Source organism: Dehalococcoidia bacterium (assembly GCA_030018455.1).
GTDB lineage: Bacteria > Chloroflexota > Dehalococcoidia > DSTF01 > JALHUB01 > JASEFU01.
Genome location: JASEFU010000001.1, coordinates 589907 through 615084 on the forward strand (window position 1 = coordinate 589907; position 25178 = coordinate 615084).

The following is a 25178-nucleotide window of genomic DNA, read 5'->3' on the forward strand; positions in this document are numbered from 1 at the left end:
ATGGTCTCCTACGCCGAACTCCACTGCCACTCCAACTTCTCCTTCCTTGAGGGCGCCTCACACATCGAGGATCTGGTGCTGCGGGCGCGGGAGCTGGGGTACGAGGCCCTCGCCCTCACTGACCACGACGGCCTCCACGGGGCGATGGAGTTCGCCCAGTGCGCCCGCGCCTGGGGGCTCAAGCCCATCACCGGTGCCGAAGTCACCCTGGCCAACGGTCACCACCTGACCGTCCTCTGTGAGACCCAGCGCGGCTACGCCAACCTCTGCCGCCTCCTCAGCCACGCCCACCTCGACCACGAAAGGGGCAAGCCCTGCGTCGAGCCGGAGGTGCTGGCGCAGCACACCGAGGGGCTCATCGCCCTCTCCGGCTGCCGCAAGGGCGAGCTGCCTTCGCTGGCCGCCCAGGGCCGCTATCGGGAAGCGGAGGAGGCGGCCCGCCGTTACCTCCAGTGGTTCGGCCCCGACAGCTTCTTCGTCGAGCTCCAGAACAACCTGGTCCACGGCGGCGCTCGCCGCAACCACGCTCTGGCCGACCTGGCGGAGCACCTGGGCGTGGGCGTCGTCGCTACCGGCAACGTCCACTACCACGTGCGGGAGCGCCACCGCCTCCAGGACGTACTGGTGGCCATCAAGCACCGCACGACCCTGGATGCCTCCCACCGGCTGCGCCGCGAGAACTCGGAATACTACCTGAAGCCGCCCGCCGAGGGGGCTGAACTCTTCCGCGACTACCCGAAGGCCGTCGCCAACACCCTGCGCGTCGCCGAGCGCTGCTACTTCGAGCTCACCCGCGACCTGGACTACCGCTTCCCCGACTGCCCGGTGCCCGACGGTGAGACGCCGGACTCCTACCTGCGCAAGCTGTGCTACCGGGAGGCGGAGGATCGCTACGGCCGCATCACGTCCAAGGTGCGCGAACGGCTGGAGGAGGAGCTCGCTCTGTTAGAGCGCCACGGCCTCGCCGGCTTCTTCCTCATCCACCGCGAGATCCTCCGGCTCGCCTACCAGGTAGCCGAGGAGGTTCGCGGGCGGCCGGCGCATGGCCCGCCGGGCCGGGGCCGGGCTCGTCCGTCGGGTCGCTCATCTGCTACCTCATCGGGCTGTCCCACATCGACCCCATCGCCAAAGACCTCTTCCTGGGCCGCTTCCTCAACGAGGAGATGGCCTCGGTGCCCGACATCGACCTGGACTTCCCCCGCGACATCCGCGAGAAGCTGATCCTTCGCGTCTACGAGCACTTCGGTCGCGAGCACGTGGGGCTGGTGGCCACCTTCCCCAACTATCGCATCCGCGGCGCCGTGCGGGAGGTGGGCAAGGCGCTGGGGCTGCCGCCCGCCGAGCTGGACCGGCTGGCCAAGGTCAGCCAGGGTGGCTCCGCGAAGACGATCCGCGAGGAGATGCACCGTCTGGCGCACTATCGAGATAAGGTGGGTGCCCCCCTCTGGCGTCACCTGGCCGACCTGGTCGAACAGATCGCCGGCTTCCCCCGCCACGTCAGTCAGCACGTCGGCGGCATGGTGATCTCGTCGAAGCCCCTATGCGAGCTCGTTCCCCTGGAGCAGTCGGCCATGCCGGGCCGCGTCCTCATCCAGTGGGACAAGGACTCCGTGGACGACGCCCGCATGATCAAGATCGACTTCCTCGCCCTCGGCATGCTCTCAGCGGTGGACGAGACGCTGGACCTTATCGAGGAGCACCACGGCAAGCGCATCGACCTCTCGCGGATCGACTTCCAGGACGAGCGGGTGTACGACGCCATCTGCCAGGCGGACACGATGGGCGTCTTCCAGATCGAGTCGCGGGCGCAGATGCAGACGTTACCGCGGGTGAAGCCACGGTCGCTTGAGGACCTGACGGTAGAGGTGGCGATCATCCGCCCGGGGCCGATCGTGGGCGGCGCCGTCAACCCTTATATCAAGCGCCGCATGGGCCAGGAGCCCGTCACGTACGACCACCCGTCGCTGGAGCCGGTGCTGAAGGAGACGCTGGGAGTCATCCTGTACCAGGAACAGGTGCTCCAGGCGGCGATGGCGGTCGCCGGGTTCAGCGCCGGCCAGGCCGAGAGCCTGCGCCGGGCCATGAGCCGCAAGCGGTCGCGGGAAGCCATCGACAAGCTCAAGCAGCAGTTCATCGAGGGCTGCCTCCGCAACGGTGTCTCAAAGAAGACGGCTGAGTCGGTGTTCGCTAGGATCGCCGGCTTCGCCGAGTTCGGCTTCCCCAAGGCCCACGCCGCCGCTTTTGGCCTGCTCGCCTACCAGACGGCCTGGCTGCGCACCTACTACCCGGCGGAGTCATTCTGTGCCCTGTTCAACGCCCAGCCTATGGGCTTCTACGGCCCCCACGTGCTGGTCAACGACGGCAAGCGCCACAGCGTGGACGTCCTGCCGCCGGACATCAGCCGCAGCGCGGCGAACTGCACGATCGGGGGCGAGGCGGTGCGGATCGGCCTGCGCTACGTGAAGGGCCTGAGCGAGACCACGGCGCGGGAGGTGGAGGAGGAACGAGACCGCGACGGCGAGTTCCGGTCGTTGTTCGACTTCCTGGAGCGGACGCGCCTCAAGCGGGAGGCGGTCGAGAACCTGATCGCCTGCGGCGCCTTCGACAGCTTCGGCCTGGAGCGGCGGGAGTTGCTTTGGCAGCTAGGGCTCCTCTACCGCTCAGACGGCCGCAACGGTCACGAGCGGCAGTTGACCCTCCCTCTGCCCACGGGGCAGGACATGGTCGAACTGAAGCCCATGACCGACTGGGACCGCATGGCGGCGGATTACGCCGTCCTCGGCATGTCGCCGAAGCACCACCCGATGTCGTTCCTGCGGCCGCAACTGCACGAGGGCGTGGTGCCCAGCCGCATGCTGGACTCACTGCCGGACGGCACGCCGGTGGAAGTGGCGGGGCTGGTCGTCTGCCGGCAGCGGCCGGGCACGGCCAAAGGCTTCGTCTTCCTGGTGTTGGAGGACGAGTTCGGGTTAGTCAACGTTATCGTTAAGCCCGACCTCTACGAACGGGAGCGCACGTTGGTGCGGGCACAGCCGTTTGTCATCGTGCGCGGTGAGCTACAGCGAAGGGACGGGACGGTGAACGTGATCGCGGAGCGGTTCGGGCCGCTGCGAGCCGACGTAGTACTGGCGCCGGAGGCGCATAACTTCGGGTAGCCCAGTCTCCCAATTGACAATCAGGTGCGTACAGGCGTTCGCCCTCGAACGTGAAAGGCCTTATAATTGGGTCAGCCTTTCCAGATTCCAGCGAATTCGGCTGAGGGGCTCGCTCGTGGCAAACCCGCTGTCCTTTCTTGCACCAGCACTTGAAGTTCTTGGCAAGGGCACCCAGATCCTGCCTGCCAGTGGCGGCGCTGTTGAGTACCTCCAGCGCCCCGATCAAGAGGAACTTGAGGACGCTCTCGTACACGCGGGAGAGCAGCACATCACCGCGTTCCTCGAGGACCCCGAGCCGTCAATCGACGACATATACAGGCTCACGCCTCCCATATCGCGCTCAACGCTCCATCAATTCCGGTTCTTCATTGACGGAAGCCTCCGCACGTACTTCTTAGGGTCTGCCGTTGAGGACAGACGTTCGTTCCCCATCGAACTCGCCCAGGTAGGGGCAACGGTAGTGGAACGTGCGGACGATGGGCGCCTACGAATTCGCGCAAGCCGTCACGAGGTGCTTCTGCTGGTGCCGCATGCCCAGGGGGGCGGGCTGTCGACCACACTTTGGAGCCAGCTGGAAAAGCTCTCGGTCGCAGATGCTGGCTTTCGTATCATCGACTTTGACGTGCCCGATCTCTTTACGAAGGACAGCCAGCGCGACCCACGAGACAAAGCCGGTGCCAAGGCTCGCTATCGTATGCATCAGCTCGAGATCGAACTCATCAAGGAGACAGATACCGCTCGCAGTGACGACGCGTGGCTCATTCTTGATGGCGCGGTGAAGTTGGATCAATTTATCGAGGCGCCCTATCTTCTGGGTGCCGCCAAGTCGTTCCGCAAGGACCCAGAGTTTCATTTTGGGCGCGGGCGAGGCAGTCGGCGCGGAGACATCACAACCATTCTCGCGGGACTCCCACATGGCCACCGGACAGTGGCTCTCAGCTCTCATGGCGGCAAAGTGGCATTCTGGTACGTCCGGCTACGCGAGCAGAAGGAAGTAGACTATCCTCTTATGGGCGTGATCAAGGTCGAGATGCCCCGACCAGACGGCACACCGGTGCCAGCCGAGGTTGCAGACAGGCTGTCAAGCTGCCTGGTAGCAGAGCGGAACGTCACCCCGTATGGGCGCGATGCCCGCTGGCATTGTCACCTGTACCCGATCTTCGTCGCCGAACAGGCGATCAAGACCCGCTTCTATTCGCAGGAGGTCCTCATGGGGGCCATTCGATGGCCACGCCAGACCCCTGCATTATCGAGGGGAGGGAGCTGAGATGACGACAGAACCCGAAGCTGCGGAGATCGTGAGGGCGGAAGCCGAGGTTGAGCAAACTCCCGTCGGCAGAACCTCGGCCACCGAGAGGGATCCGAACACCTCCGACAAGTTCCAGTTTTGGCTTGGCCCCGACATAATCGTCAACCCGTTCGACATCGTCGAGGTCGGCCAGGTGTCGCAAGAAGCCGATCACGCGAGCAAGACCTACGGCCTCGTCACAATCCTCGAGCATCGTACGGACGCGCCGAGCCACCTTGCCAACTTCATCTCCAGTAACTTCGGCGAGCTGAGCGAAGAGCCCAACACGCCCCGAACAGGCACTACCATCGCGAAGGCGAATGTAATGAGCAACAACGCGGGCATCTATATGCCCGTGCCCAACGAGCGCCCCGTGCTGTTCGCCGACTCGGCCGGAATCGAAGAAGCATTGGGGATCGACCAGATGGTGCCCAGGGACCGGATTCCGGCTGGCCTCATAAAGATGAGCAACGGTGTCGCCGCCGTGGCCTACATCGACCGGAGGTACGTTTTGGGGCCAGAGTCCGCCCATGTGAACATATCAGGAATCTCAGGACTGGCGACCAAGACCTCCTACGCGATGTTCCTAATCCAGAGTATCCTTCAACGGGCAGAGGACCCTTCGAAGATCGCGGTCATCATCATGAACGTCAAACAGGGTGACCTGCTCCACGTCGATGAGCGAGGGCCGGATCTGAGCGCCGACCAACATGAGCTCTGGGAGCGAATGCAGCTTGAGCCCAAGCCCTTCGACCAGGGAACGGTGACATACCTGCTCCCGCGAGGCCCTACCGGACAGCCCAACAGCTTCTTCCCGCCCGACATCTACAAGATTTACGCCTATGACCTGGACGCCACTGCCGACAAGCTCGACCTCCTGATGACGGATGTGTCCGACCCATCCGGGACAATGGAGTCCATCATCGGCGATATAATGATGGGCCTGCAGAGTGGACAAGGGGACCTCGCAAACGTTCACAGCTGGCAGAATCTCCTCTGGGGCCTGCCACTGTTCGACCCGCAAGATCGACAGACACGACGGTGGGGTGACCATCACAAGGCATCCGTCGGCAAGTTTCGGCGCCATCTCAGGCGCCTGGTGCAGACGCGGCAGTCCGGTATCTTCGTCGACTCCCGGGCCACAAACGAGCATCTCCTGTCAGACGAGATTGCCAAACTGCGGGGTGGCCGCGTGTACGTGGTTGACATCGCGAAGCTCACGGATGCCGAGCAGACACTCGTATTCGGCGACCTGCTGCGCACGGTTTACACCCTGAAGGCAGAAGAGGCGGAGGACGATCAAGACCGGGAAGTCCCGGAGAAGATCATTTTCTTCGTAGATGAGCTCAACAAGTACGCGCCCAGTGGAGCCCGCACGTCGCCAATTACTGAGCAGGTGTTGGATATCGCTGAGCGTGGCAGGTCCCTTGGGGTCACCCTTATCTCGGCGCAGCAGTTCATGAGTGCGGTTCACAGCCGGGTGACGGGCAACTCGGCAACCAAGGTCATTGGTCGCTCGGGCTCCGCTGAGGTCCTCCAGCCCGATTACCGGTTCCTGGACGACGAGGTGAAGCTCAACGTCAGTCGGCTTGCCAAGGGAGAGCTACTTCTGACACACGCTGTCTATCGCCAGCCCGTGAAGGTGATTTTCCCGATGCCGGCGTACAAGCAGCAGCAGATCTGAGGAATCAGGTGGCCGAGGCCTTACAGCTTGAGGAGCTTATTCGTCGGGAGTCGCCGCGCATCGCAAAGGCCATATCCCAGGCCGCTGCTAAGGCGGGCAATGAGGCGGAGTTTCGGCGGCCTGTTGCGAACCTCATCGAGGAATTCGCAGAGCCCCTTGATGTGTCCTTTCGAGTGCAGGAGGAACGGACACTAATCGCCGGCCGCGCCGACGCTGTCTACAACCGCTTCGTAATCGAGTACGAGCCTCCTCGGTCGCTCCATGGCAGCAACGGCTACCGGAACAACCAACACGCCATCGACCAGGTCAGGCAGTACATCGACGAGCTCCACCGGATTGAGCGCCACCGAGTCGAGCGCATGGCCGGCGTAGCCACGGATGGCTCGTGGTACATCTTCGCGCGCTACAAGGAGGGCGCCTGGACTGTCGATGAGCCGCTCCCGGTCACACCAGAGTCCACTGCCACCTTCCTCCGTTACCTTGCCTCGCTCTCTACCGAGGTGGCCTTGACAGCGGACCACCTCGTCCGCGATTTCGGCGAGAACACTACGGTGTCTCGCCTGTGCGTCAGTACGATCTATGGCGCTCTGGTGGCTACAGACCATCCGAAGGTGAAGGTCATCTACGATCAGTGGCGCGAGCAGTTCGCGGAGGTATGCGGGTATGACGAGGGGCGGAGCCGCGTCGATCTGCGAAGGCTAGCCCGCAACTACGGGATCAAGGACGCCAGCCCGAACGCCTTCCGCCTGTTCTTCTCCATCCATACTTACTACGCGACCTTCATCAAGCTGCTGGCCCTCCAGGTCGCACACTTCTACCTGGCTCCGAAGCTCGGCACCGGCCTTCGACAGGTTGCTAGCTATTCGACAGACCAGTTGCTCGACTACCTCCGAAAGATGGAACGGGGAGGCATATTCCGAGAACTCGGCATCAACAACTTTCTTGAGGGAGACTTCTTTGGCTGGTATCTCGACGTTTGGGACGAGGCGATAGACAAGGCCGTGCGTCGCATCGTTTCAGAACTCGCGCACTATTCCTTGGTGACTCTGGACGTGGACCCGGAGCAGACCCGGGACCTCCTCAAGAAGCTCTACCAGAACGTAATGCCGAAACAGGTTCGCCACAACCTTGGCCAGTACTACACGCCCGATTGGCTGGCCGAGCGGCTCCTCAACCAGCTTGGCTACCAAGGCGACCCCGATAAGCGCTTACTTGATCCTGCCTGCGGCTCAGGCACTTTTCTCGTGCTGGCGATACAGCGCGTCAAGAAGACGGCACTTGAGAAAATGCTTCCGGAGGCCGACGTTCTCCAAAAGATACTGGCGAATATCGTCGGTTTTGACCTAGACCCGCTCGCTGTGATGTCCGCCCGCACGAACTACCTCTTGGCCATCGGCGATCTACTGCAGCACCGGCAGAGCGAGGTGAACATCCCGGTCTACCTGGCCGACTCCATCCTTACACCAGCCCAGATGGAAGAGCTGGTAGGGCAGCAAATGAGAATGATGGGACCAGAAGAGCGGCAATATCGATTCAAGACCGTCGTAGGCCAGTTCGCCATACCGGGGTCCCTCGTAACCGCCCAGTACGTCGATCAGCTCGCGCGGCTCCTAGAAGAGTCTGTTGAGTTGAAGCGGACCCCAGAAGACTTTCGCAGGCGGTTCCTCGCCATCTTTCCCCTTGTCGAGGGACGGGACAAGCAGGATTTGGATGTGGTGCAGGATCTGTACCAGCGACTCCGCCAACTGGACGAGGCCGGCGTAAACGGCATCTGGGCACGGATCATTAAGAACGCCTTCGCGCCGCTGTTCGTTGGTCGCTTTCACTACGTTGCCGGCAATCCGCCGTGGGTCGTCTGGGCGAACCTTCCGAGCTCGTACCGGTCGGACACTGGCTGGCTCTGGGAAGGGTATGGTCTTACGGCAAAGGCGAGCCGGCCACAATTTGAACTAGGCAAACAAAGCCGAGACATATCAATGTTGTTCACCTACGTGTGCTTGGATGGCTATGTAGATACCGGCGGCAGGCTGGGGTTCGTCATAACACAATCAGTCTTCAAAACTCAAGGGGGAGAATGCTTTCGACGGTTCTCAATCGCCAACCGGCCCTTCAAGGTTCGCCACGTTGATGACATGGTCAGACTGCAGCCATTTGAGGGAGCCAGTAATCGAACCAGCGTCGTCATCATCGAGAAAGCCGCGGCAACGACTTACCCGGTACCCTACACACTGTGGCGCAAACGTCTGAAGGGCACTTCGATACCGCAGGAAGCTACTCTCGACGCCGTCTCCGAGATGACAATGCGAAGCAACTTTGTAGCCATGCCGGTTGCCAGCGATGAGGCTACGGCCCCATGGATTACGGGGCGGCCGCAAGCGCTTCGCGCTGCGACCCGCGTTATCGGGCGTGCCGCTTACGAAGGACACGTCGGTGTCCACACGGTCGGGGGAAACGGGGTATATTGGCTCAACATTGTGGCTAGGCGGCCAGACGGGCTATTGGTTGTTTCGAACGTTAATGAGGGCGCTAAGCGGAAGGCGGAAGCTGTTCAAGCTTCCGTGGAGCCTGACCTTGTCTATCCACTGCTACGAGGGCGCGACGTTAGGGCCTGGTATGGCGTGCCCAGCCTTCATATGCTGGTGCCCCATAGCACGGAGACAGGATGGCAAGCAATCAATGAGGCTGCTCTCGACTCTGAGTTTCCGCGGGCATACGGCTACTTGAAACGGTTTCAGAACCATCTGCTAGAGAGGGCCCCCTATAAGCTCTTGAGAAAAGGCCATCCTTTCTACATCTTGTTCGGTATCAGCGACTACACCTTTGCGCCCTATAAGGTGGTGTGGAGGGAGCAAGGCTCAAAACTCTCGGCGGCAGTCGTGGGCCTCTTCGACGGTAAGCCTGTCATCCCTGACCACAAGCTCATGCTAGTGCCTCTCGATTCCGAAGCTGAGGCGCATTACGTTTGCGCCATGCTAAATAGCAGCCCTTGCCAATTTGTGGTTGCGTCTTACGTCGTCGAGGTTCAGACGAGTACTCACATCCTAGAGCATGTCCGGATTCCCGCATTTGACCCTCACGATGATGTCCATCGCCGGCTTGCGGAGCTATCCAAGCAAGCTCACGAGGAGACGGCAGCAGGGACGAGAGACCAGTCAGGCTCCATCGAAGCGCAAATCGATGCAGTAGCCGCCCGCCTATGGGGGCTGTCGGACCCAGAGCTGCGGGAGATCCAGCAGTCGCTGGCGGAGCTGACGGGGTAGACGTGAAAGCTGAACGCTCAAGCAATCCCCAAAGGTCGAAGCTGGTAGTCCCGTCTCCAGACTCCTCCGGCCCTTCGCCGATCACCGATGAGTTTCACACTTACCTGATCACCGAGTACGAGAATATCGCCGAGGCACATTTCCGCACCATCGAAGCCATCTCGTCCTTCTTCCGGTACTACCTCCTCATCATGTCCGTTCCCATCGCGCTACTGTCTGGCTTCATCGGGCTCTCTTCCGATACGGAGGAGCGCCTTGCGGCCATTGATGACCTGGGAGTCGTGCTGGGCGCTGCACTGACGCTCATTTCCATAGTGGGCTTCACGGTCATGCTCTACGTCGTCAATCTGCGCATGGACGTCATTCTGTACGCCCGAACCGTAAACGCGATCAGGAAGCACTTTTACGATCAAGCCGAGATCGGCATAGAAGAGAAACTCCGGACCAGGGTACTCCCCCAGACGCCATCGCAGCCGGCGTATGAAGAACGGGTCTACTTCCTTCCCGTCATTCTCTCGTTTGCCCTGTTGGACACTTTCTACCTTTTATCGGGACTCGTGCTGCTAAGCGGCACGGCGCTGGTGGATTTCTCTCTCGGGGCACCGCCCGGCTGGGTGTGGGCCGGCGCGGTACTGTTTCCGGCACACTACGAAGCGTACCGACGGTATGCCAAACATCGGGAACACGCCTATCTGAGGTCATACTCGATAGGCGTGGATATTGACGGGGTCCTTAACAAGCACCGCCAGCACTTCTCTCGCCTCCTGCAGGACAAGGTTGGCAAACACCTTGATCCGGACAACATCACGACAATTCCGCTGCATGATGACCCAGGGCAAGGCGTCACCAGAGAGGATGAGAGGGTCGTCTTCAATAGCGCCGAATACTGGGCTGACATGCCGCCGTTGGAGGGCGCAGCCGAATATCTCGCGCGCCTCAAGAACGCGTTCCGGCTGAAGGTACACATCTTTAGTCACCGGGCGTGGCCTGACTTGACCGCGGTGGATTCAAGGCAGCGGGCGGAGACCACCACTAGGTGGCGGGAGGCTGCGCTGGCTCTTCAGGATGCGGACGGCGATCCTTCGTGGCTCTCAAGACTGCTGAATCGCGCCAGACTATGGCTGGGCCCTCTTGAATCGAATAACAGCCTCGGGAGCCGTTGGCGGCCCGGCGCGCTGGTCAGCTGGGCTCGGTCGAAACTGGGCACCAGCCCGATGAGCCTTATTACAAGAGCTTGGCTCTCCAAACACGGCTACCCCTACGACAGACTAACCGTCGAGCAGGGGAACGAAAACGTGTCCGACCCCGAGGGCCACTTTCGAAATCGCTTTTACATCGCTCGCGAGAGAAAGATTCGCTTCTTTGTCGAGGACGACGCGGAGAAGGCTGCCAAGCTTGCCTTCATCTGTGATGTCGTCTTCCTACTAGAACAGCCCTACAACCAGAAACCGGTGCTGACTCTTCCCAACAATGTGCTGCGCTGCCGCAACTGGGATGAGATCTATAAGCAGGTCCGAAGGCTACTGTGAGTCGGCCAGTTGCCTACACGTCTGCCTGCGCGGCTGGGATGAGAACCGCACGACATGATCAGTTGCCGGCGGGACTGAATTAGTCATGGCACGAAGCAAGGGGGTAGGGGCATCTCGGGTTTTTGTGCTTGGTGCCGGCGCGTCATACGGTGCGGGTTTTCCTCTTGCCTCGGACCTGTTTGTACGAGTCCACGAAAGACTCGATCCTGACGATCAGAGAGACGTCGACAAGGCAGTGCGGTACTTCTACCCGGCGGCTCGGACTCTTCCTCCGTCGCCTCGGTCCCTTGCCGACAAAAACATCGAGGAATTCATGAGCCTCTTGGATATGGCCGAAGAGTTCAACGAGATTCTGCCCACCACGATGCTCAGGGCAGACGCCATCAGGTCGCTGCGGTCGAAGCTTCTAAGAACCATCGCTGATCTGCTCATAGAAGCTCAACGGCAAGCGGAGGCCAGGCACACCAAAATCGGATACGTCGACCGTTTCATCTCGCGACTGTCCGTGCGGGATACGGTGATGACCTTCAATTGGGATCTCCTCTTCGAACGCCGCCTCCGCCAGCGGGGGCTGCCCTTCGACCACTGCCCAAACGACAGCGGCTCTCCCGCACTTGCCTTTCTCAAACTCCATGGCTCCCTCGACTGGTTCCGTGGTGCTGAGCTCGAATCGAGGACCGGATTTGACGTGGTCCACCGGCAGCTCTATCGAGCCCCTTGGCCCAAGATCAGTAAGCGCGATGCCAAGTTTCTGACCAACGCATTGCCTTTCATCGTACCTCCCACTTTCTTCAAGACGTTCCGGGGCTGTGCCGACGTCGAAGAGATATGGGCACATGCCTTCCGGCGGCTCCAACAGGCTGACGAGATATACGTCTGTGGGTATCGCTTTCCGCCGGAAGACCTCTTCGCGCGGTTCGTCTTCCGCCGCGCCATCAGGTCGAATCTCATGCGTCGAGAAAGGAAGAACGCGGCCCCACTAAAGCTCGTCGTGATTGGCCCCAACCCGGAGGTGGCTCGCTTCCTGAGGAGAAATATCTATGGCAAGGTACGGCACGAGAATTCCCGCTTTGAGACTTCGAGTCTGACAAAGTAATTTTCCAGGGGAACTCAGGAGGCAAAATGATGACTGCAAGGAAGAGACCAGACGGAACCTACGACCTGCCGGTGGGACGTGGCCATATCGGAGCGGAGGTTCTGGAAATCATTTCGGGAGCCCTGTACACGAATCCACTTGATGTGGTCCGCGAGTACATCCAGAATGCTGTTGACGGCAGGGCTACCGACGTCCGCATCGAAGTCCGCGACGACGAAGTTGTCATCTCAGACAACGGCAGGGGTATGGACTTGTCGGAGCTTGACGAAGCGCGCAAGATAGCGATTTCTCGCAAGCGTAAAGACACGCAAGTTGGCTTCAGAGGCATCGGAATCTACTCCTCCTTCTCCGTGTGCGATCGTCTCGAGATCGTTACCAGACCAGCAGCAGGTCACGACGCATATCGTCTTCAGTTCATGTACGGCGACATCCGTTCTCAAATCGAAAAGGCGAGAGAAGGTCTAATAGATCCTGTGTCACTGATGGACGTCTTGGATCAATACACTCACATTAGCGATGCGCCGGCCGGAGTCGCCCGCGGGAATCCTAGTGGATCGTTCACTAGGGTTCGCCTCTCCAACCCGACCCAAAGATTCAACTCGCGAGTTGGGCAGGTGGACGCACTGTCCGCCTATCTCGTGTCCACGGTCCCATTGGACTTCTCAGATGACTTCGAGCATGCTGCGACCGTCCGAGAAGCTATTGCTACAAATGTCCCGGAGTTCAATCTCATACGCGTCGTCGTGAAGGTCGGCGATGATCCCGACCAACTCATCGTGCAACCGGCTGTAGAGGATCTCATCCCACCGACGATACGGCTGCTGACTGATCCGAATACCGGATCGCCGGTTGCCCTCATTTGGGCGTGCCTGAATCGAGAGCGGAGAGGGATCAAGCCCGCACACGTCCAGGGATTCCTTGTACGAGTGAAGGGCTTCGCCATAGGCGATAGACAGTTCGCGCGCCAATTCTGGGGGCGAAGGGGGTACGGCGTTCTGTATCCCTGGTATACCGGCGAGGTTTACGTGCTCGACGGTTCGATTACACCGACTGCTGAACGAAATGACTTCGAAGAGAGTGCGGCAAAGGAGCGGCTGTACGAACTGCTGAGGCATGAATTCGGACGTCTGGAACGTGCCGCTGATAAAAGGAGGGAGGCCTTAGTTGACGTACAAAAGCTGTCGAGAGGGGCGAAGCCGTCGTCAGACCTTCCCGAGGTCCTCCGCCGCCTTGAGGAGGCAGGTCAAGAGCTAGATACTTCTGCTGCACTGAAGCCTGACGAACTCCTGGACGAGAAGGGCGCGCGTGTAACAAGTCTCGGTGCCCCTATGACACCGCCATCGAGCCAACGTGCGCCAGTTGGCGTCGGCCTCGCGCAGCCGGAGAAGGAGGCAACCGAGGCTACGGCGGTTGATGAAGAAAGTATCGCTCAGATGCTATATTCACTCCCTATTCAGTGGCCGCAAGACACGCGTGAGGTGGTGGACATCGTAGATGAGACTCTTCAGGAGGACCTAGAACCCGTGAAGTATCGTCAGTGTGCACGTGATGTTCGCAAGAAGTTGGAGACTTGGGAACAAGACGGCGATGCTGAGTAGACTTAGTGGACAGTCCTACTGATCACTTCCACCGGCAACTCGCGCCCACCGTGGCCATCCCGCGAGAATTCTTCACCCAGCACCGACCGCCACAGGCCATTGATCCACTTCCGATTCGGATGGCAGAGCGGGCAAACATATCCCACATATCTTCCGGCGTAATCTTGCAGGGCGAAGGCTCGCTCTCCTAACCCCATCTTTCTGTCGCACCCCGCGCAGGTGGCCGCACGTAACAGCGTACTAGGGTCGTTGAGAAGCTCGCGGAAGCTCGATCGGTCGCCGTTCAGACTTGGAGTAGGCTCCTCGATGAATCCGGCCACTCCTTCCGGGTCCGACCGTGGTCTCGGCCCCGGCCTCATCGAGAACGCTTCCTCGAATGATGCAGCCCCCGCGAACTTGTCTAGAAGGGCGCTGTAGGGCGGGAAGGCACCTCCGGCACCCATGACGCGCCGCGCTTTCGCCACCATCTCCAACTGCCTCGCTGTCCAGTGAGGTGAGACATATCGATTCTTGATGAGCGAGTTGAGCGGCTCGTAACGCATCGGGTAACAGACAACCCCCCACGATAGCAGATCGACCACCCGACTTAGGAAGTCCGCTGGCGTGTCAGTGAAGTTGTAGAGGGTATAGACGACCATACGCCTGCGCTTGAAGCCCGCGGCCTCCAACGCGGGTATCGCCCTCTCGAGCGCCTTCTTCTCATTGGGAATGTCATATGCCATCCTAATCGGTCGAATACGCAGTTTCGCAAGCTCACGCGCGACGTCCTCATCGATGAGCCGGGCGTCGAGGCCCTGGTTGAAATCGACCTCGACGTCGAGCTCTTGGAGTTCCTCGACGATGTCCCTCCAGTTGGGAACGCCAAGAATGTTGTTATCCCAGAGGACCACTTTCCTGTGTTCCGGATAAACCAGATCGCGTATTTCCTCGGCAGGTCCCCACGTCTTGCCTTCGAGGCGGGGCACTGCACAAAATGCGCACTTCCGGATGCAGCCCCGAGTCCCGAACATGATGCTGGAGTCCCAGCCGGGTGTCAGCGAATAGTCAGGGAGGAAGCGCTCCACCTCAAGCAGAAGGCCCTTGTGAATTTCGTCCGCGCCCGACAATTTGGCGTGCTCGGGCATCAGCGTGGCGTATATGCCGCCGAGCCTGATCTCGGCGCGCGGGTACAGGGTACGATAGTACTCGACAGCTTGGTGCACGGGTGCCCAGGAGTACGTGAACAGGCTTGTCACGAGGATGAGGCGAGGCGCGCGGCCAACAGGCCGCAGGCCCCTGTGGAACTCAACTTCGTCTCCCTTGGCGTTGTGGAACGATGCCAGCTTCAGGAGTCCCAGCGGCGGGTAGCGGGTGTAGTACTCTGGCTCCACCAGCAGTACTCTAATTTGGCCCTCCCTCACCCTTTACTGCGGTTTCCGCTGCGCAAAAGTATACCAGTGGATGGCGACTTTGGCGATCCCACCACCATGCGGGGGCACAAGAGGGACTTTCATGGGCAAGGCGCCGGCCCCTGTGATCGTTCGTCGCCATATCGGGCCGTTGGCAGGCGAACACCCGGTCGGTCACCTGCATGATGGCTATCGGCGGCCGCGGTGCCACGGCAGTCGCCGTGATCCACGGGTCGCACATTCGCAGACCGATCTGGGCTAGCTTCGCGCCAAACGAGAAGGGATCGGAGCGAAGAGCCTCGACTGGTTACGCCCCGCAGGCGCAGTAAATGTTAAGGTGCGCTCGGCAACTGGTCACAAACTGGTCACAAAGTTGGGGACCAACGTTGGGACGGCCGGCAGGGGAGGGCACGGTCGAGGTCGATCTCCAATACGAAATGGCCTTTATAATTGCCATAAAGGGAGGGCGTGGAACGGCCTCCGCCGAACTTCAAAACCGTCGCGCATTGGGGCGCCGCTCAGGTCTGCGCTGCTGAGGCATCGCCTGCCAGCGGGTCAGCCCGCTTGCGGCGGCTCCCGAGCGCGCCCTTCGACTTCTAAGATTCTTGCGTGTCTCCTGAACATCAAATAATATTTGAGGTATGAGTGACATCCAGGCGGCATCGCCAGTGCGCCCATCCGCCTCCAGGCCCGACCGTGCCCGGCTCTTCGAAATGGCCTCGGAGCATCGCGGTTATTTCACTGCTGAAGAGGCCCGAGCCTGTGGGTTCAGCTGGGCGCTGCTCTCACATCACGTCAAGAGCGGCCACTTCATCCGGGTCAGGCGCGGCCTATACCGCTTCCGAGAGTACCCGTCGTTCCCCCGTGAGGACGTGCTTGCCGCTTGGCTCGCCGTTGGGAGGGACGTTGCAGTGGTCTCGCACGAGAGCGCTCTCGACCTGCTGGGCCTCAGCGATGTGATTCCAGACGCCGTACACCTCACGGTTCCCCGATCCCGGCGTAACCTTCCGTCGGTCCCAGGCGTAAAGGTTCACACGACTGTTAGGCCGGTGCGGTCGGATGAGCGGGTCGTCCGCGAGGGCATTGTGCTGACCTCGGCCGCTCGCAGCATCCTGGATGCGGCCGAGGCGGGGATGGCCCCGGAACAGGTCGAAATGGCGGTCATCCAGGCCATCGAGCGGGGGCTGGCGACCACTGAGCAACTGCGACGCGGCGCCGACAAGCGCGGGCAGCGGGTGGCGACACTGGTAGCGAGCGCACTCGGCAGGGTGGGGGAGTGAAGTACGCAACCGCCGGCGCATTTCGGACGGCCCTTGAGCGGCGGCTCGTTACGATGGCGGGCCAGACGGGCGTCCCGCTCGTGCGGTTGCGCAAGCTCGTCGTCTTCGACCGCTTGATGGCGCGCCTGATGGTCGCGGCTCCGAACCGGTGGGTCGTAAAGGGTGCGGTGGCGCTGCACTTTCGTCTGGGACCCGAGTTCCGGACGACGAAGGACATGGATCTCGGCCGGCAGGACAGCGAGAAGGAGGCGACGGCCGATTTCGTTGCGGCGCAGTCGTTCGACCTTGGGGACTACTTCACCTTCGTTGTCGAACGCACTGGGAAGCTCGACGCAACGGGGGGCGCCGCCGTGAGGTACCACGTTACCGCAGAGCTCGCCGGCCGACTTTTCGAGGATGTCACGGTAGACGTTAGCTTCGGCGAGGCGCTCACCGCTGATCCAGAGCTCGTTCGGGGCCCGGAGTTGCTCAGTTTCGCTGGTATCCCGCCGGCGGAAGTCCCGGCGCTGCCCCTCGAACAACACGTCGCCGAGAAGGTTCACGCCTACACGAGAAGCTACGCTGGCGGTCGTGTCAGACGCGCGTCAAGGACCTCATTGACCTGGTGATGATCTTGTCGGTCTTCGGCTTCCAGGCCGGCCGCCTCAGTAGAGCACTAGAGGCCACTTTCGACGCCCGCCGCACCCACCCCTTACCAGCCTCGCTTTCTCCGCCGCCAGCCCAGTGGCGCTCCGCCTACCCGAAGGATCGCGGCCGAGGTGGGGCTAGACCCGGACATGTCGGTGGGGTACGAACGAGTCAAGGTCTTTCTGGATCCGATCCTCGCAGGCGCTCCAGACAAAGCGCGGTGGAAGCCAGCCCGCCAGAGTTGGTAGCCGGGGAGCGGCCTCCAAGCCCAGGCCGCTTCACTCGTCCAGAGAACCGGGGCGGGCAATAGACCCCCGAAACTCGCACCGCGCTAAGGGCTCGACGGAGCGCGCGCATCCGCCTCGCGCTGCGCTCGCGTGTCACCACTACGCATCGGTCTCCGCGGGGCGACTACCAGTTCGAGATGGAAGGGGAAGCCCTCCCCATTACTCACCACTGGACGAACATGGGCATGACGACGTGGACGTAGTTCTCGACGCCGACGGGGCGGATGACGCCCGGGCTTGAGGGACTCGTCGTCTCGAGGGCAACCTGTTCGCTCTCCAGCACTTGCAGGACGTCCTGCAAGTACTTGCCGTTGAAGGCGATCTTCGATTCTTCTCCCTCCACCAGGGCGTCGATCTCGCCCAGGTTGTCGCCTATCTCTTCGGCGCGGGCGGAGATGGTCATCTTGCCGGGGGCGACGTCCTCGCCGGGGGAGAACTGGAGTCGCACGATGCCGCTCCCGTCGCGGGCGAAGATGGAGGCGATGCGGGTTTCGCGGAGGAAGTCGCCGGCGCTGACGACGGCGCGGCTGGTGTAGCTCTGGGGTATGAGCTGGTGGTAGTTGGGGAAGGTGCCCTGGATGAGCTGTGCGACCATTTCGATGTTCTTGAGGCGGAAGAGCACCTGGGTCTTGCCTGGGTTCAGGGTCATCTGCACGGGCTCTTCCTCGTCGGGGAGGAGACGGTTGAGCTCGGAGAGGGCACGAGCGGGAATGATGAGTTCGGTGCGTTCGTCGGCGGCAGCAGACAGAACGAGGCGGTGGACGGAGAGTCGGAAGCCGTCGGCGGCGGCAAACGTGAGTTCGCTGCCTTCGATCAGTGTGTGGACGCCGGTAAGGACGGGGCGCGAATCGTCGGTGGCGGCGGCGAAGACGACCTGGGAGATGGCCTTGTGGAGGCTCTCGGGGTCGAGCGCGAGGCCCTGTCCGCCCTCGATGCGCGGAATAGGCGGGAAGTCGTCGGCGTTCATGCCGCCGATGGTGGCTTCGTTGCGGGCGCAGACGAGGCGGAGCTGTCGCGAGCGAGGGGCGAGGGTCATGTCGATGCGCTCGGGCGGGAGCGAGTTGACGAAGTCGGTAAGGAGGCGAGCAGGTATGGTGATGGCGCCTTCTTCTTCGATCTGGGCGCCGATCCAGGCGGTGAGCGCTATTTCGAGGTTGGTGGCGGAGAGCTTGAGCCGGCCGTCCTCGGTGGCGATGAGGACGTGTCCGGTGATGGGGAGGGTAGTGCGGGTGGCCACGGCGCGGCCGACGATGCCGAGTCCGCGGGCAAGGTTCTCCTGGAGGCACGAGAGCTTCATAGCGATCACCTATCTAATCAGTTTTGCGGTAGTATACCTTAGGCGGGCGAGGTCGGCAAGTGGTGTCGGGAAGGGGCGGGTCCGCGGTTGTGCGGCCTTTCCCGGCGTGCAGACTATGTGGGGCGTTCTTGCGTCGCTGCGCGGAAAGGGGTGTGGACGGTCCACGTAGGCGAGCGGGAAATGAGGAGCAGTCCTGCGGGTCGAAACCGCGGCGGTGCGCGAGCGGGCGGAAGTTTTTCCCACGTCCCGCCCCAGGGGCGTTTTGCGGGAAGCGAGGCGTGAGCGCTGCCGTCCCCGCCCCCTTCGACGATCAGGAAGAAGCCATCTCCTTGAGGACGGCGCTGGCCGAAGAGATAGTCTGCTCAATGTCTTCGCTACTGTGCGCGAGCGACACGAACAGCGCTTCGAATTGCGATGGCGGCAGGTAGACGCCGTGGTCGAGCATGGAGCGAAAGAATTGGGCGTAGCGTTCGGTGCCGGCGCGGCGGGCGCCCGCGTAGTCGACAACGGGCGCCTCGCTGAAGAAGAGCGTGATCATCGAGCCGACGCGATTGACTTGCAGCGGGACGCGGGCGCCCGCCGCGCCGGCCGCCACCCCGTCCCCCAGCCGCGACGACATCTCTTCCAATCGCTCGTATGTTCCCGGCTCGCGCAGGGCGCGCAACGTCGCCAGGCCGGCGGCCATCGCCAGCGGGTTGCCGGAGAGCGTCCCTGCCTGGTACACCGGCCCCATCGGCGCCATCATCTCCATGATCGCTCGCTTGCCGCCGTACGCTCCGACGGGGAGACCACCACCGATTACCTTGCCCAGACACGTCAGGTCCGGCGTCACGCCGAAAAGCGACTGCGCCCCGCCGTAGGCTACCCGAAAGCCCGTTATGACCTCGTCGAACACGAGCAGGCTGCCGTAGTCGGAACTGATCTTGCGCAGCGATTCCAGGAAGCCGGGCTGCGGCGGCACCACGCCCATGTTGCCGGCGACCGGCTCGACGATGACGGCGGCGATGTCGCTGGAGTAGTGGTCGAACAGCCTCTCGACGCTGCCGAAATCGTTGAAGCGGGCGACGAGCGTCTCTTCCGCGTAAGAGCGAGGCACGCCGGGGCTATCGGGCAGGCTGAGCGTCGCCACCCCCGAGCCCGCCTGGACCAGCAGGCCGTCGGCGTGGCCGTGATAGCACCCCTCGAACTTCACGATCTTGTCGCGGCCGGTGAACGCGCGGGCGAGGCGGAGCGCCGACATGGTCGCCTCCGTGCCCGAGCTTACGAAGCGGACCATCTCGATGGAGGGAACGGCTTCGACGACCATCTCCGCCAACTCAAGCTCGGCTTCGGTGGGCGCGCCGTAGCTTGTGCCGCGCTCCGCCGCCTGCTGCACCGCCTCGACTACCGCCGGATGCGCGTGCCCGAGGATAAGCGGTCCCCATGAGCAGGCGTAGTCGACATAACGATTCCCGTCGACATCGTCGAGGTAGGGGCCTTCGCCCCGCGCGATGACCAGCGGCTCGCCGCCGACGGCGCGAAAGGCGCGGACGGGGCTGTTCACGCCGCCCGGCATGTAGCGCTGCGACCGGTCGAAGATTTCGCGGGAGCGCTCGTGGGAGAGACTCATGGTGTCGGAAGCAAGAGATCGATGAGAGCTGAGAGCGACCCGACCTCGATATCGGGGGCCGGTGTGGTCTTATGCCGCGCTGCACCGTCGCGGTTCACCCAGGCGACACGCATGCCGGCGTTCTTCGCGCCTATCACGTCCGCAAACTGGCTGTCGCCCACGTACAGGACCTCTTCCACCGCCAGGCCCGCCTCCTCCACGTAGGCGCGGAATATGCGCTCGTGCGGCTTGTACACGCCCGCGCTCTCCGAGGTCACGATCAGCTCGAAGCCGTCCAGCCGGTTCTTCTGGAGGCAGGCGAAGAGGAAGTCGTCGTCGGCGTTCGAGAGGATGCCCGTGTGGTATCGAGAGCGGACCGCTTCCAGCACCCGCACGGTGTCCTCGTACGGCGAGGCATCTGCCAGGCAGTTGCGCACGTGCTCGTACGCCGCGAACGCGTCCCCCGCAACGCCCAGCTCACGGAAGCACGCGTCGAAGTGCTCCGGCCACTCCTCACAATAGGGACGGAAAGTGAGAACGGGGCCGGAGAGGCTGCGGTTGCGCATCGACCAGTTGCGCGGGTTCTCGCGCGCCTTGCCCTGTGAGGCCATCCGCCGCCAGATCTCCATCCACTTGTCGAACAGGACCTTCCCCTCGAACGGCAGACCCTGCAAGCGGCAGATCTCGTGGTAAGTGCGCTGGAACGCCTTATCCGTGAAATCGATCAGCGTGCCGTAGCAGTCAAACGCCACCGCTCGAATGCCGTCAACGGGAAGAAGCTGCTGGGATTCTGATTGTGTCAAAGTTGCATCGTTCCCTGGCGGGGGAGGGGATCTGTCCCACGCGCGTTCCCCCGGCAGGAGCGGGACTCTGTGCCCGTCCAGCCGTTATCGAGAAACAGCCCGACCCTACCCCGATTGGCGGAGCCAGCGCGCCGCTTCCTTCGCGTGATACGTGATGACGATGTCGGCGCCCGCGCGCTTGATCGCCGTCAGCACCTCGAGGGTTACCCGCTGCTCATCGAGCCAGCCGTTGGCGGCCGCCGCCTTTATCATAGCGTACTCGCCGCTCACGTTGTAGGCCGCCAGGGGGACGTCGAAGCGGGCGCGGGCCCGCCCCAGCACGTCGAGATAGGCGAGCGCCGGCTTCACCATCACGATGTCCGCTCCCTCGGCGATGTCGCTTTCGATCTCGCGCAGCGCCTCGCGGGCGTTCGGCGGGTCCATCTGGTAGCCGCGCCGATCGCCGAACTGGGGCGCCGATTCCGCCGCCTCGCGGAACGGCCCGTAGAACGCCGACGCGTACTTCGCGGAGTACGACATTATCGGGGTCTGAACGAAGCCCGCCTCGTCGAGCGCGGCCCGGATCGCCGCCACCTGGCCGTCCATCATCGCCGACGGGGCGACCATGTCGGCGCCCGCCCGCGCGTGAGAGACGGCGGTGCGGGCGAGCAGCGGTAGGGTGGCGTCGTTATCGACCTCGCCCTCGCGGACAATGCCGCAATGTCCGTGGCTCGTGTACTCGCAGAGGCAGACGTCGGTGATGACGGGCAGGTCGGGGTCCGCCTGCTTGAGAGCGCGCACCGCCTGCTGCACGATGCCGTCGTCGGCGTACGCCTCCGACCCCTCGTCGTCCTTCGACGCCGGTATGCCGAAGAGGAGGACGGCCGGTATGCCGAGCGACCGCAGCTCCTGCGCCTCGGCGGGAAGCTGGTCGAGCGATAGCTGGTGCTGGCCGGGCATCGACGGTATCTCGTTGCGGACGCCCGTGCCGTGGACGACGAACAGCGGGTAGACGAGCTCCTCCGGCGACAGCCTCGTCTCCCTCACCAGCCGCCGCAGGCCTTCCGCGCTCCGAAGCCTGCGAAAACGAGGGAAGGCTCGGTCTCGCTCTCCCACTCACGCCTCGCTTTCAGTCTCGAGCAGGATGTCTGCCTCTTATGATAGCGCCAAGACCGGCGGAAAGCACCAGCAGCGAGCCGCCCGCAGCCAGCAAGGGCAACGCCCAACCGCTGCCGCCGTCATCGCCTGAGAGCGGTGCGCCCGTCTTTGGCGCGACGACCGTGGGCGCGGGCGTCGGCGTCGGCGGCTCACCCTTCCTGACGGGCATCCACCAGAGTTGGGGGAAGCTGCGACCGGCGGCGTTGAAGGCGACGACCGTGAGGTAATAGGCGCCGAAGCAGTCGTCGGGAAAGGCTGAGAGCCGGGCCTCGGGGGGCAGGTCGATGCAGGTCACGTCGGGGCCGACGGTGAATGTGAATGACCGGTCGCAGAACTCGACGCCTATTTCGAAGCCGTCCTCGTTGTCGGAAGAGTCGGTCCAGCAGAAGCGGGAGTCGCTCTCGGATGTGATGCCTGCGGGCATGGCGGGTGGAACCGAGAGATCGGGCGTCGGCGTCGGCGTGGCCGCGGTCGCCGTCGGTTCTGGCGTGGGCGTCGCGTCTTCCTGCGCTGCGACACCGGAAACCGTCGCAAGCAGAGCGGCCGCGCATATGACAAAAGCTGAAAGCAGGCTAAGTATTCTCACCTTCGTTCCTCCTCCTCACACGTCTCCGCGCTGATTCACACTTCACTACATAAGAACGCACGCCCTCATTAAAGGTGGCCGCGAAGACTCAAGCTTCTGCGGCACTTGCCGCAGATTTGACGAGAGAACGGAGCAGCCCCTCGATGGTGTGCTCGCGAGCTTCGACGTCGACCCGCAGCCCCAGCCGCCGGACGGCCCGCGACGTGACGGGCCCGATGGTGGCGATCCGCGCCGCTTGCAGCGCCGACACGTCGCCGCCCTGCCTACCGGCAGGCAGGCCCAGCAGCTTCGCGAGATTGCGCACCGCCGACGGGCTGGCAAACGTCACGATATCGATCTCGCGGTCGCGCACGCGGCGCAGCGTCTCCGCGTCCACCTCGCGCGGCGCCTCCGCGCGGTAGAGCGGCAGATCGTCGACGCTTGCGCCCAGCCGCGAGAGCCCCAGTGCCAGGGCACGCCGCGCGCCGCGGGCCCGCACCCAGAGCGCGCGCTTCCCCGCGACGTCGCGCTGCGCCAGCGCCTCCACGATGCCTTCGGCGATGAAGCGCTCCGGTATCACGTCGGCTACGATGCCGCGGCGCAGCAGCGCCTCCGCCGTCGCCGGGCCGATGGCGCAGACGAGGGCGCGGCCCAGCGCGCGCGCGTCGCGCCGCTCCCGTCGCAGAGCGTCGAAGAAAACGTCGACCCCGTTCGCGCTCGTGAAGATGAGCCACTCGTACTCGCCGCGCTCCAGCCGTTCCAGCGCCTCCCGCAGCCGCCTGCGCGGCACCCGCGGCACGATCTCAATGGCGGGCAGCTCAACGGCCTCCGCGCCCGCTTCGGCGAGCGCTTGCGAGAGGACATCTGCCTGCTCGCGGCCTCGCGTCACCAGCACCCGCTTGCCGAAGAGAGGCCGGTTGTCGAACCAGCGGAGCGTCTCGCGCAGGCCGACCACGCGTCCCACCACGATGATGACGGGGGGCGTCAGTCCGGCCTCAGCGACGCGCGCCGCGATGTCGGCGAGGGTGCCGGTCACCACCTGCTGCTGCGGCGTCGTCCCCCAGCGCACGACCGCGGCCGGCTCGTCGGGAGGGCGTCCGCCCTCGATGATCTGCCGCGCGATCTCGCCCAGGTTCGCGCCGCCCATCAGGACCACCAGCGTGTCGGCGCCCTTCGCAACGCGCCCCCAATCGACCGCGCCCTCCGCCTTCGTCGGGTCTTCGTGACCGGTCACGACTACGAAGGACGACGCGGCCCGCCGGTGCGTGACGGGGATGCCCGCATACGCCGGCGCCGCGACCGCCGAGGTGACGCCGGGAATGACCTCGAACGGGATGCCAGCGGCGACCAGCGTCTCTGCCTCTTCGCCGCCGCGCCCGAACACGAAGGGGTCGCCGCCCTTGAGCCGCACCACCCGCTTTCCCTCGCGCGCCTTCGCGACGAGGAGGGTGTTTATCTCCTCCTGCGACATCGTGTGGCCGCCGGGCGCCTTGCCTACCGATATGCGCTCGGCCTCAGGCGGGGCTAGCTTCAACAGGCGCTGGTCGGCGAGGCGATCGTAGACGACGACCTCGGCGCGGGCCAGCCGCTCGACGCCGGCGACGGTGATGAGGCCCGGATCGCCGGGGCCGGCTCCGACAAGTGACACCTTGCCTGCGCGGGCTTCGCTCACGCGTCCTCCTTCAGCAGCTCCTGGGCCCCCTCCGAAAGCAGCCGTTCCGCCAGGCGCGCGCCCAGCGATTCCGCCCCGTCCGCCGGGCCCGCGATTTCGCCGCGCACGATGCGCTCGCCCGTGGCGTCGCCGACGAGGCCGACAAGATGCATCTCGCCGTTCTCGATGCGCCCGAGCGCCGCGATTGGGACGCGACAGCCCCCGCCGAGACGGCGGAGGAACGCTCTCTCTGCGGTGGTCGCGCGCTCCGAATCGGTGTCGTTGGCAGCGGACGCCGTTTCGCGCGCGGCTGCGTCGTCCGCCCGAGTCTCGAGTGCGATCGCCCCCTGACCGGGCGCGGGGAGCATCGACCGTTCGTCCATTATATCCGCCGCGCGCCCCATCCACCCCATCCGCGCCAGCGCCGCCGCCGCCATGACCACGCCCTCCGCCTCGCCCGCCTCCACCTTGCGGATGCGCGTGTCCACGTTGCCGCGGATACTCACGATGCGCAGGTCGGGGCGCAGGGCGCGGAGCTGGCAGGCGCGGCGCAGACTATCGGTGGCGATGCGCGCCCCGGGCGGGAGATCGCGCAGCTTTAGGCCGTCGCGCGTCACCAGGGCGTCGCGGGGGTCTTCCCGCTTCGCCACGGCGGCGATGACCAGGCCGGCCGTGGTGTCGACAGGCATGTCCTTCAGGCTGTGCACCGCCAGGTCGATCTGTCCCGCCAGCAGGGCCGACTCCAGCTCCTTGACGAAGACGCCCTCCTCGCGCATCTGGTGCAGCGGCTCGTCGGCGCGACGGTCGCCCGTCGTCCGTATGACCTCTACCCCGAAGCGCGTTTCGGGGTGACGTTTACTGAGAATCTCGAGGATGATGTCCGTCTGGCGGCGGGCGAGGAGGCTGCCGCGAGTACCGACCACGAAGGCGCGTGCGGCTGTCACG

Annotated in this window: 19 protein-coding genes; 10 read left to right on the forward strand and 9 right to left on the reverse strand. The window is 63.4% G+C overall.

The window, feature by feature from the left end; genetic code table 11:
* From QME71_02850 to QME71_02885, 8 genes are all read left to right on the forward strand, one after another.
* Window positions 1-1221 (forward strand): PHP domain-containing protein, encoded by a 1221-nt coding sequence (locus tag QME71_02850; GenBank protein ID MDI6857236.1) that lies wholly within the window; start codon window positions 1-3, stop codon window positions 1219-1221.
* Window positions 1104-3155, forward strand: coding sequence for a DNA polymerase III subunit alpha (dnaE, locus tag QME71_02855; protein ID MDI6857237.1), 2052 nt, complete (start codon window positions 1104-1106; stop codon window positions 3153-3155). The genes QME71_02850 and dnaE overlap by 118 nt, the downstream gene beginning before the upstream one ends.
* A 115-nt stretch (window positions 3156-3270) precedes the next feature.
* A complete protein-coding gene (locus QME71_02860; protein MDI6857238.1) occupies window positions 3271-4422 on the forward strand; it encodes a hypothetical protein in 1152 nt (383 codons plus the stop codon).
* Window position 4423: 1 nt separating this feature from the next.
* Window positions 4424-6127, forward strand: a complete 1704-nt coding sequence (locus QME71_02865; GenBank protein MDI6857239.1) for an ATP-binding protein — start codon at window positions 4424-4426, stop codon at window positions 6125-6127.
* 8 nt (window positions 6128-6135) lie between these two features.
* Window positions 6136-9387, forward strand: coding sequence for an N-6 DNA methylase (locus QME71_02870; protein ID MDI6857240.1), 3252 nt, complete (start codon window positions 6136-6138; stop codon window positions 9385-9387).
* A 2-nt stretch (window positions 9388-9389) separates the two neighbouring features.
* Entirely contained in the window at window positions 9390-10916 is a 1527-nt protein-coding gene (locus QME71_02875; protein ID MDI6857241.1) for a hypothetical protein, read from the forward strand.
* Between the two features lie 85 nt (window positions 10917-11001).
* On the forward strand, window positions 11002-12012 hold the full coding sequence (locus tag QME71_02880) for a hypothetical protein (protein MDI6857242.1): 1011 nt from the start codon (window positions 11002-11004) through the stop codon (window positions 12010-12012).
* Between the two features lie 26 nt (window positions 12013-12038).
* On the forward strand, window positions 12039-13610 hold the full coding sequence (locus tag QME71_02885; protein MDI6857243.1) for an ATP-binding protein: 1572 nt from the start codon (window positions 12039-12041) through the stop codon (window positions 13608-13610).
* A 2-nt stretch (window positions 13611-13612) separates the two neighbouring features.
* Here the strand turns inward: QME71_02885 and QME71_02890 are convergent, their stop codons facing one another.
* Complete coding sequence (locus QME71_02890) at window positions 13613-14980, reverse strand: hypothetical protein (GenBank protein ID MDI6857244.1); 1368 nt, start codon at window positions 14978-14980, stop codon at window positions 13613-13615.
* An 848-nt stretch (window positions 14981-15828) separates the two neighbouring features.
* The gene (locus QME71_02895; GenBank protein ID MDI6857245.1) at window positions 15829-15975 is read right to left on the reverse strand and encodes a hypothetical protein; all 147 of its coding nucleotides are present in this window, start codon (window positions 15973-15975) and stop codon (window positions 15829-15831) included.
* Window positions 15976-16047: 72 nt separating this feature from the next.
* Between QME71_02895 and QME71_02900 the strand changes: the two genes are divergently transcribed.
* Window positions 16048-16278: a hypothetical protein gene (locus QME71_02900; protein MDI6857246.1), complete on the forward strand. Its 231-nt coding sequence runs from the start codon at window positions 16048-16050 to the stop codon at window positions 16276-16278.
* Window positions 16275-16886, forward strand: a complete 612-nt coding sequence (locus QME71_02905) for a nucleotidyl transferase AbiEii/AbiGii toxin family protein (GenBank protein MDI6857247.1) — start codon at window positions 16275-16277, stop codon at window positions 16884-16886. The genes QME71_02900 and QME71_02905 overlap by 4 nt, the downstream gene beginning before the upstream one ends.
* 469 nt (window positions 16887-17355) lie before the next feature.
* Here QME71_02905 and dnaN read toward each other — a convergent pair whose 3' ends face one another.
* From dnaN to hemC, 7 genes are all read right to left on the reverse strand, one after another.
* Window positions 17356-18489 carry a DNA polymerase III subunit beta gene (gene dnaN / locus QME71_02910; GenBank protein MDI6857248.1) on the reverse strand — a complete coding sequence of 378 codons (1134 nt, stop codon included), beginning with the start codon at window positions 18487-18489 and terminating at the stop codon, window positions 17356-17358.
* A gap of 310 nt (window positions 18490-18799) precedes the next feature.
* Complete coding sequence (gene hemL / locus QME71_02915) at window positions 18800-20098, reverse strand: glutamate-1-semialdehyde 2,1-aminomutase (GenBank protein ID MDI6857249.1); 1299 nt, start codon at window positions 20096-20098, stop codon at window positions 18800-18802.
* Window positions 20095-20880: an HAD family hydrolase gene (locus QME71_02920; GenBank protein MDI6857250.1), complete on the reverse strand. Its 786-nt coding sequence runs from the start codon at window positions 20878-20880 to the stop codon at window positions 20095-20097. The genes hemL and QME71_02920 overlap by 4 nt, the downstream gene beginning before the upstream one ends.
* Before the next feature lie 105 nt (window positions 20881-20985).
* Window positions 20986-21975, reverse strand: a complete 990-nt coding sequence (gene hemB / locus QME71_02925; protein MDI6857251.1) for a porphobilinogen synthase — start codon at window positions 21973-21975, stop codon at window positions 20986-20988.
* Between the two features lie 13 nt (window positions 21976-21988).
* Entirely contained in the window at window positions 21989-22603 is a 615-nt protein-coding gene (locus QME71_02930) for a hypothetical protein (protein ID MDI6857252.1), read from the reverse strand.
* 88 nt (window positions 22604-22691) lie between these two features.
* Window positions 22692-24254: a uroporphyrinogen-III C-methyltransferase gene (gene cobA, locus QME71_02935; GenBank protein MDI6857253.1), complete on the reverse strand. Its 1563-nt coding sequence runs from the start codon at window positions 24252-24254 to the stop codon at window positions 22692-22694.
* A complete protein-coding gene (gene hemC / locus QME71_02940; GenBank protein ID MDI6857254.1) occupies window positions 24251-25177 on the reverse strand; it encodes a hydroxymethylbilane synthase in 927 nt (308 codons plus the stop codon). The genes cobA and hemC overlap by 4 nt, the downstream gene beginning before the upstream one ends.
* Window position 25178 lies beyond the last annotated feature (1 nt).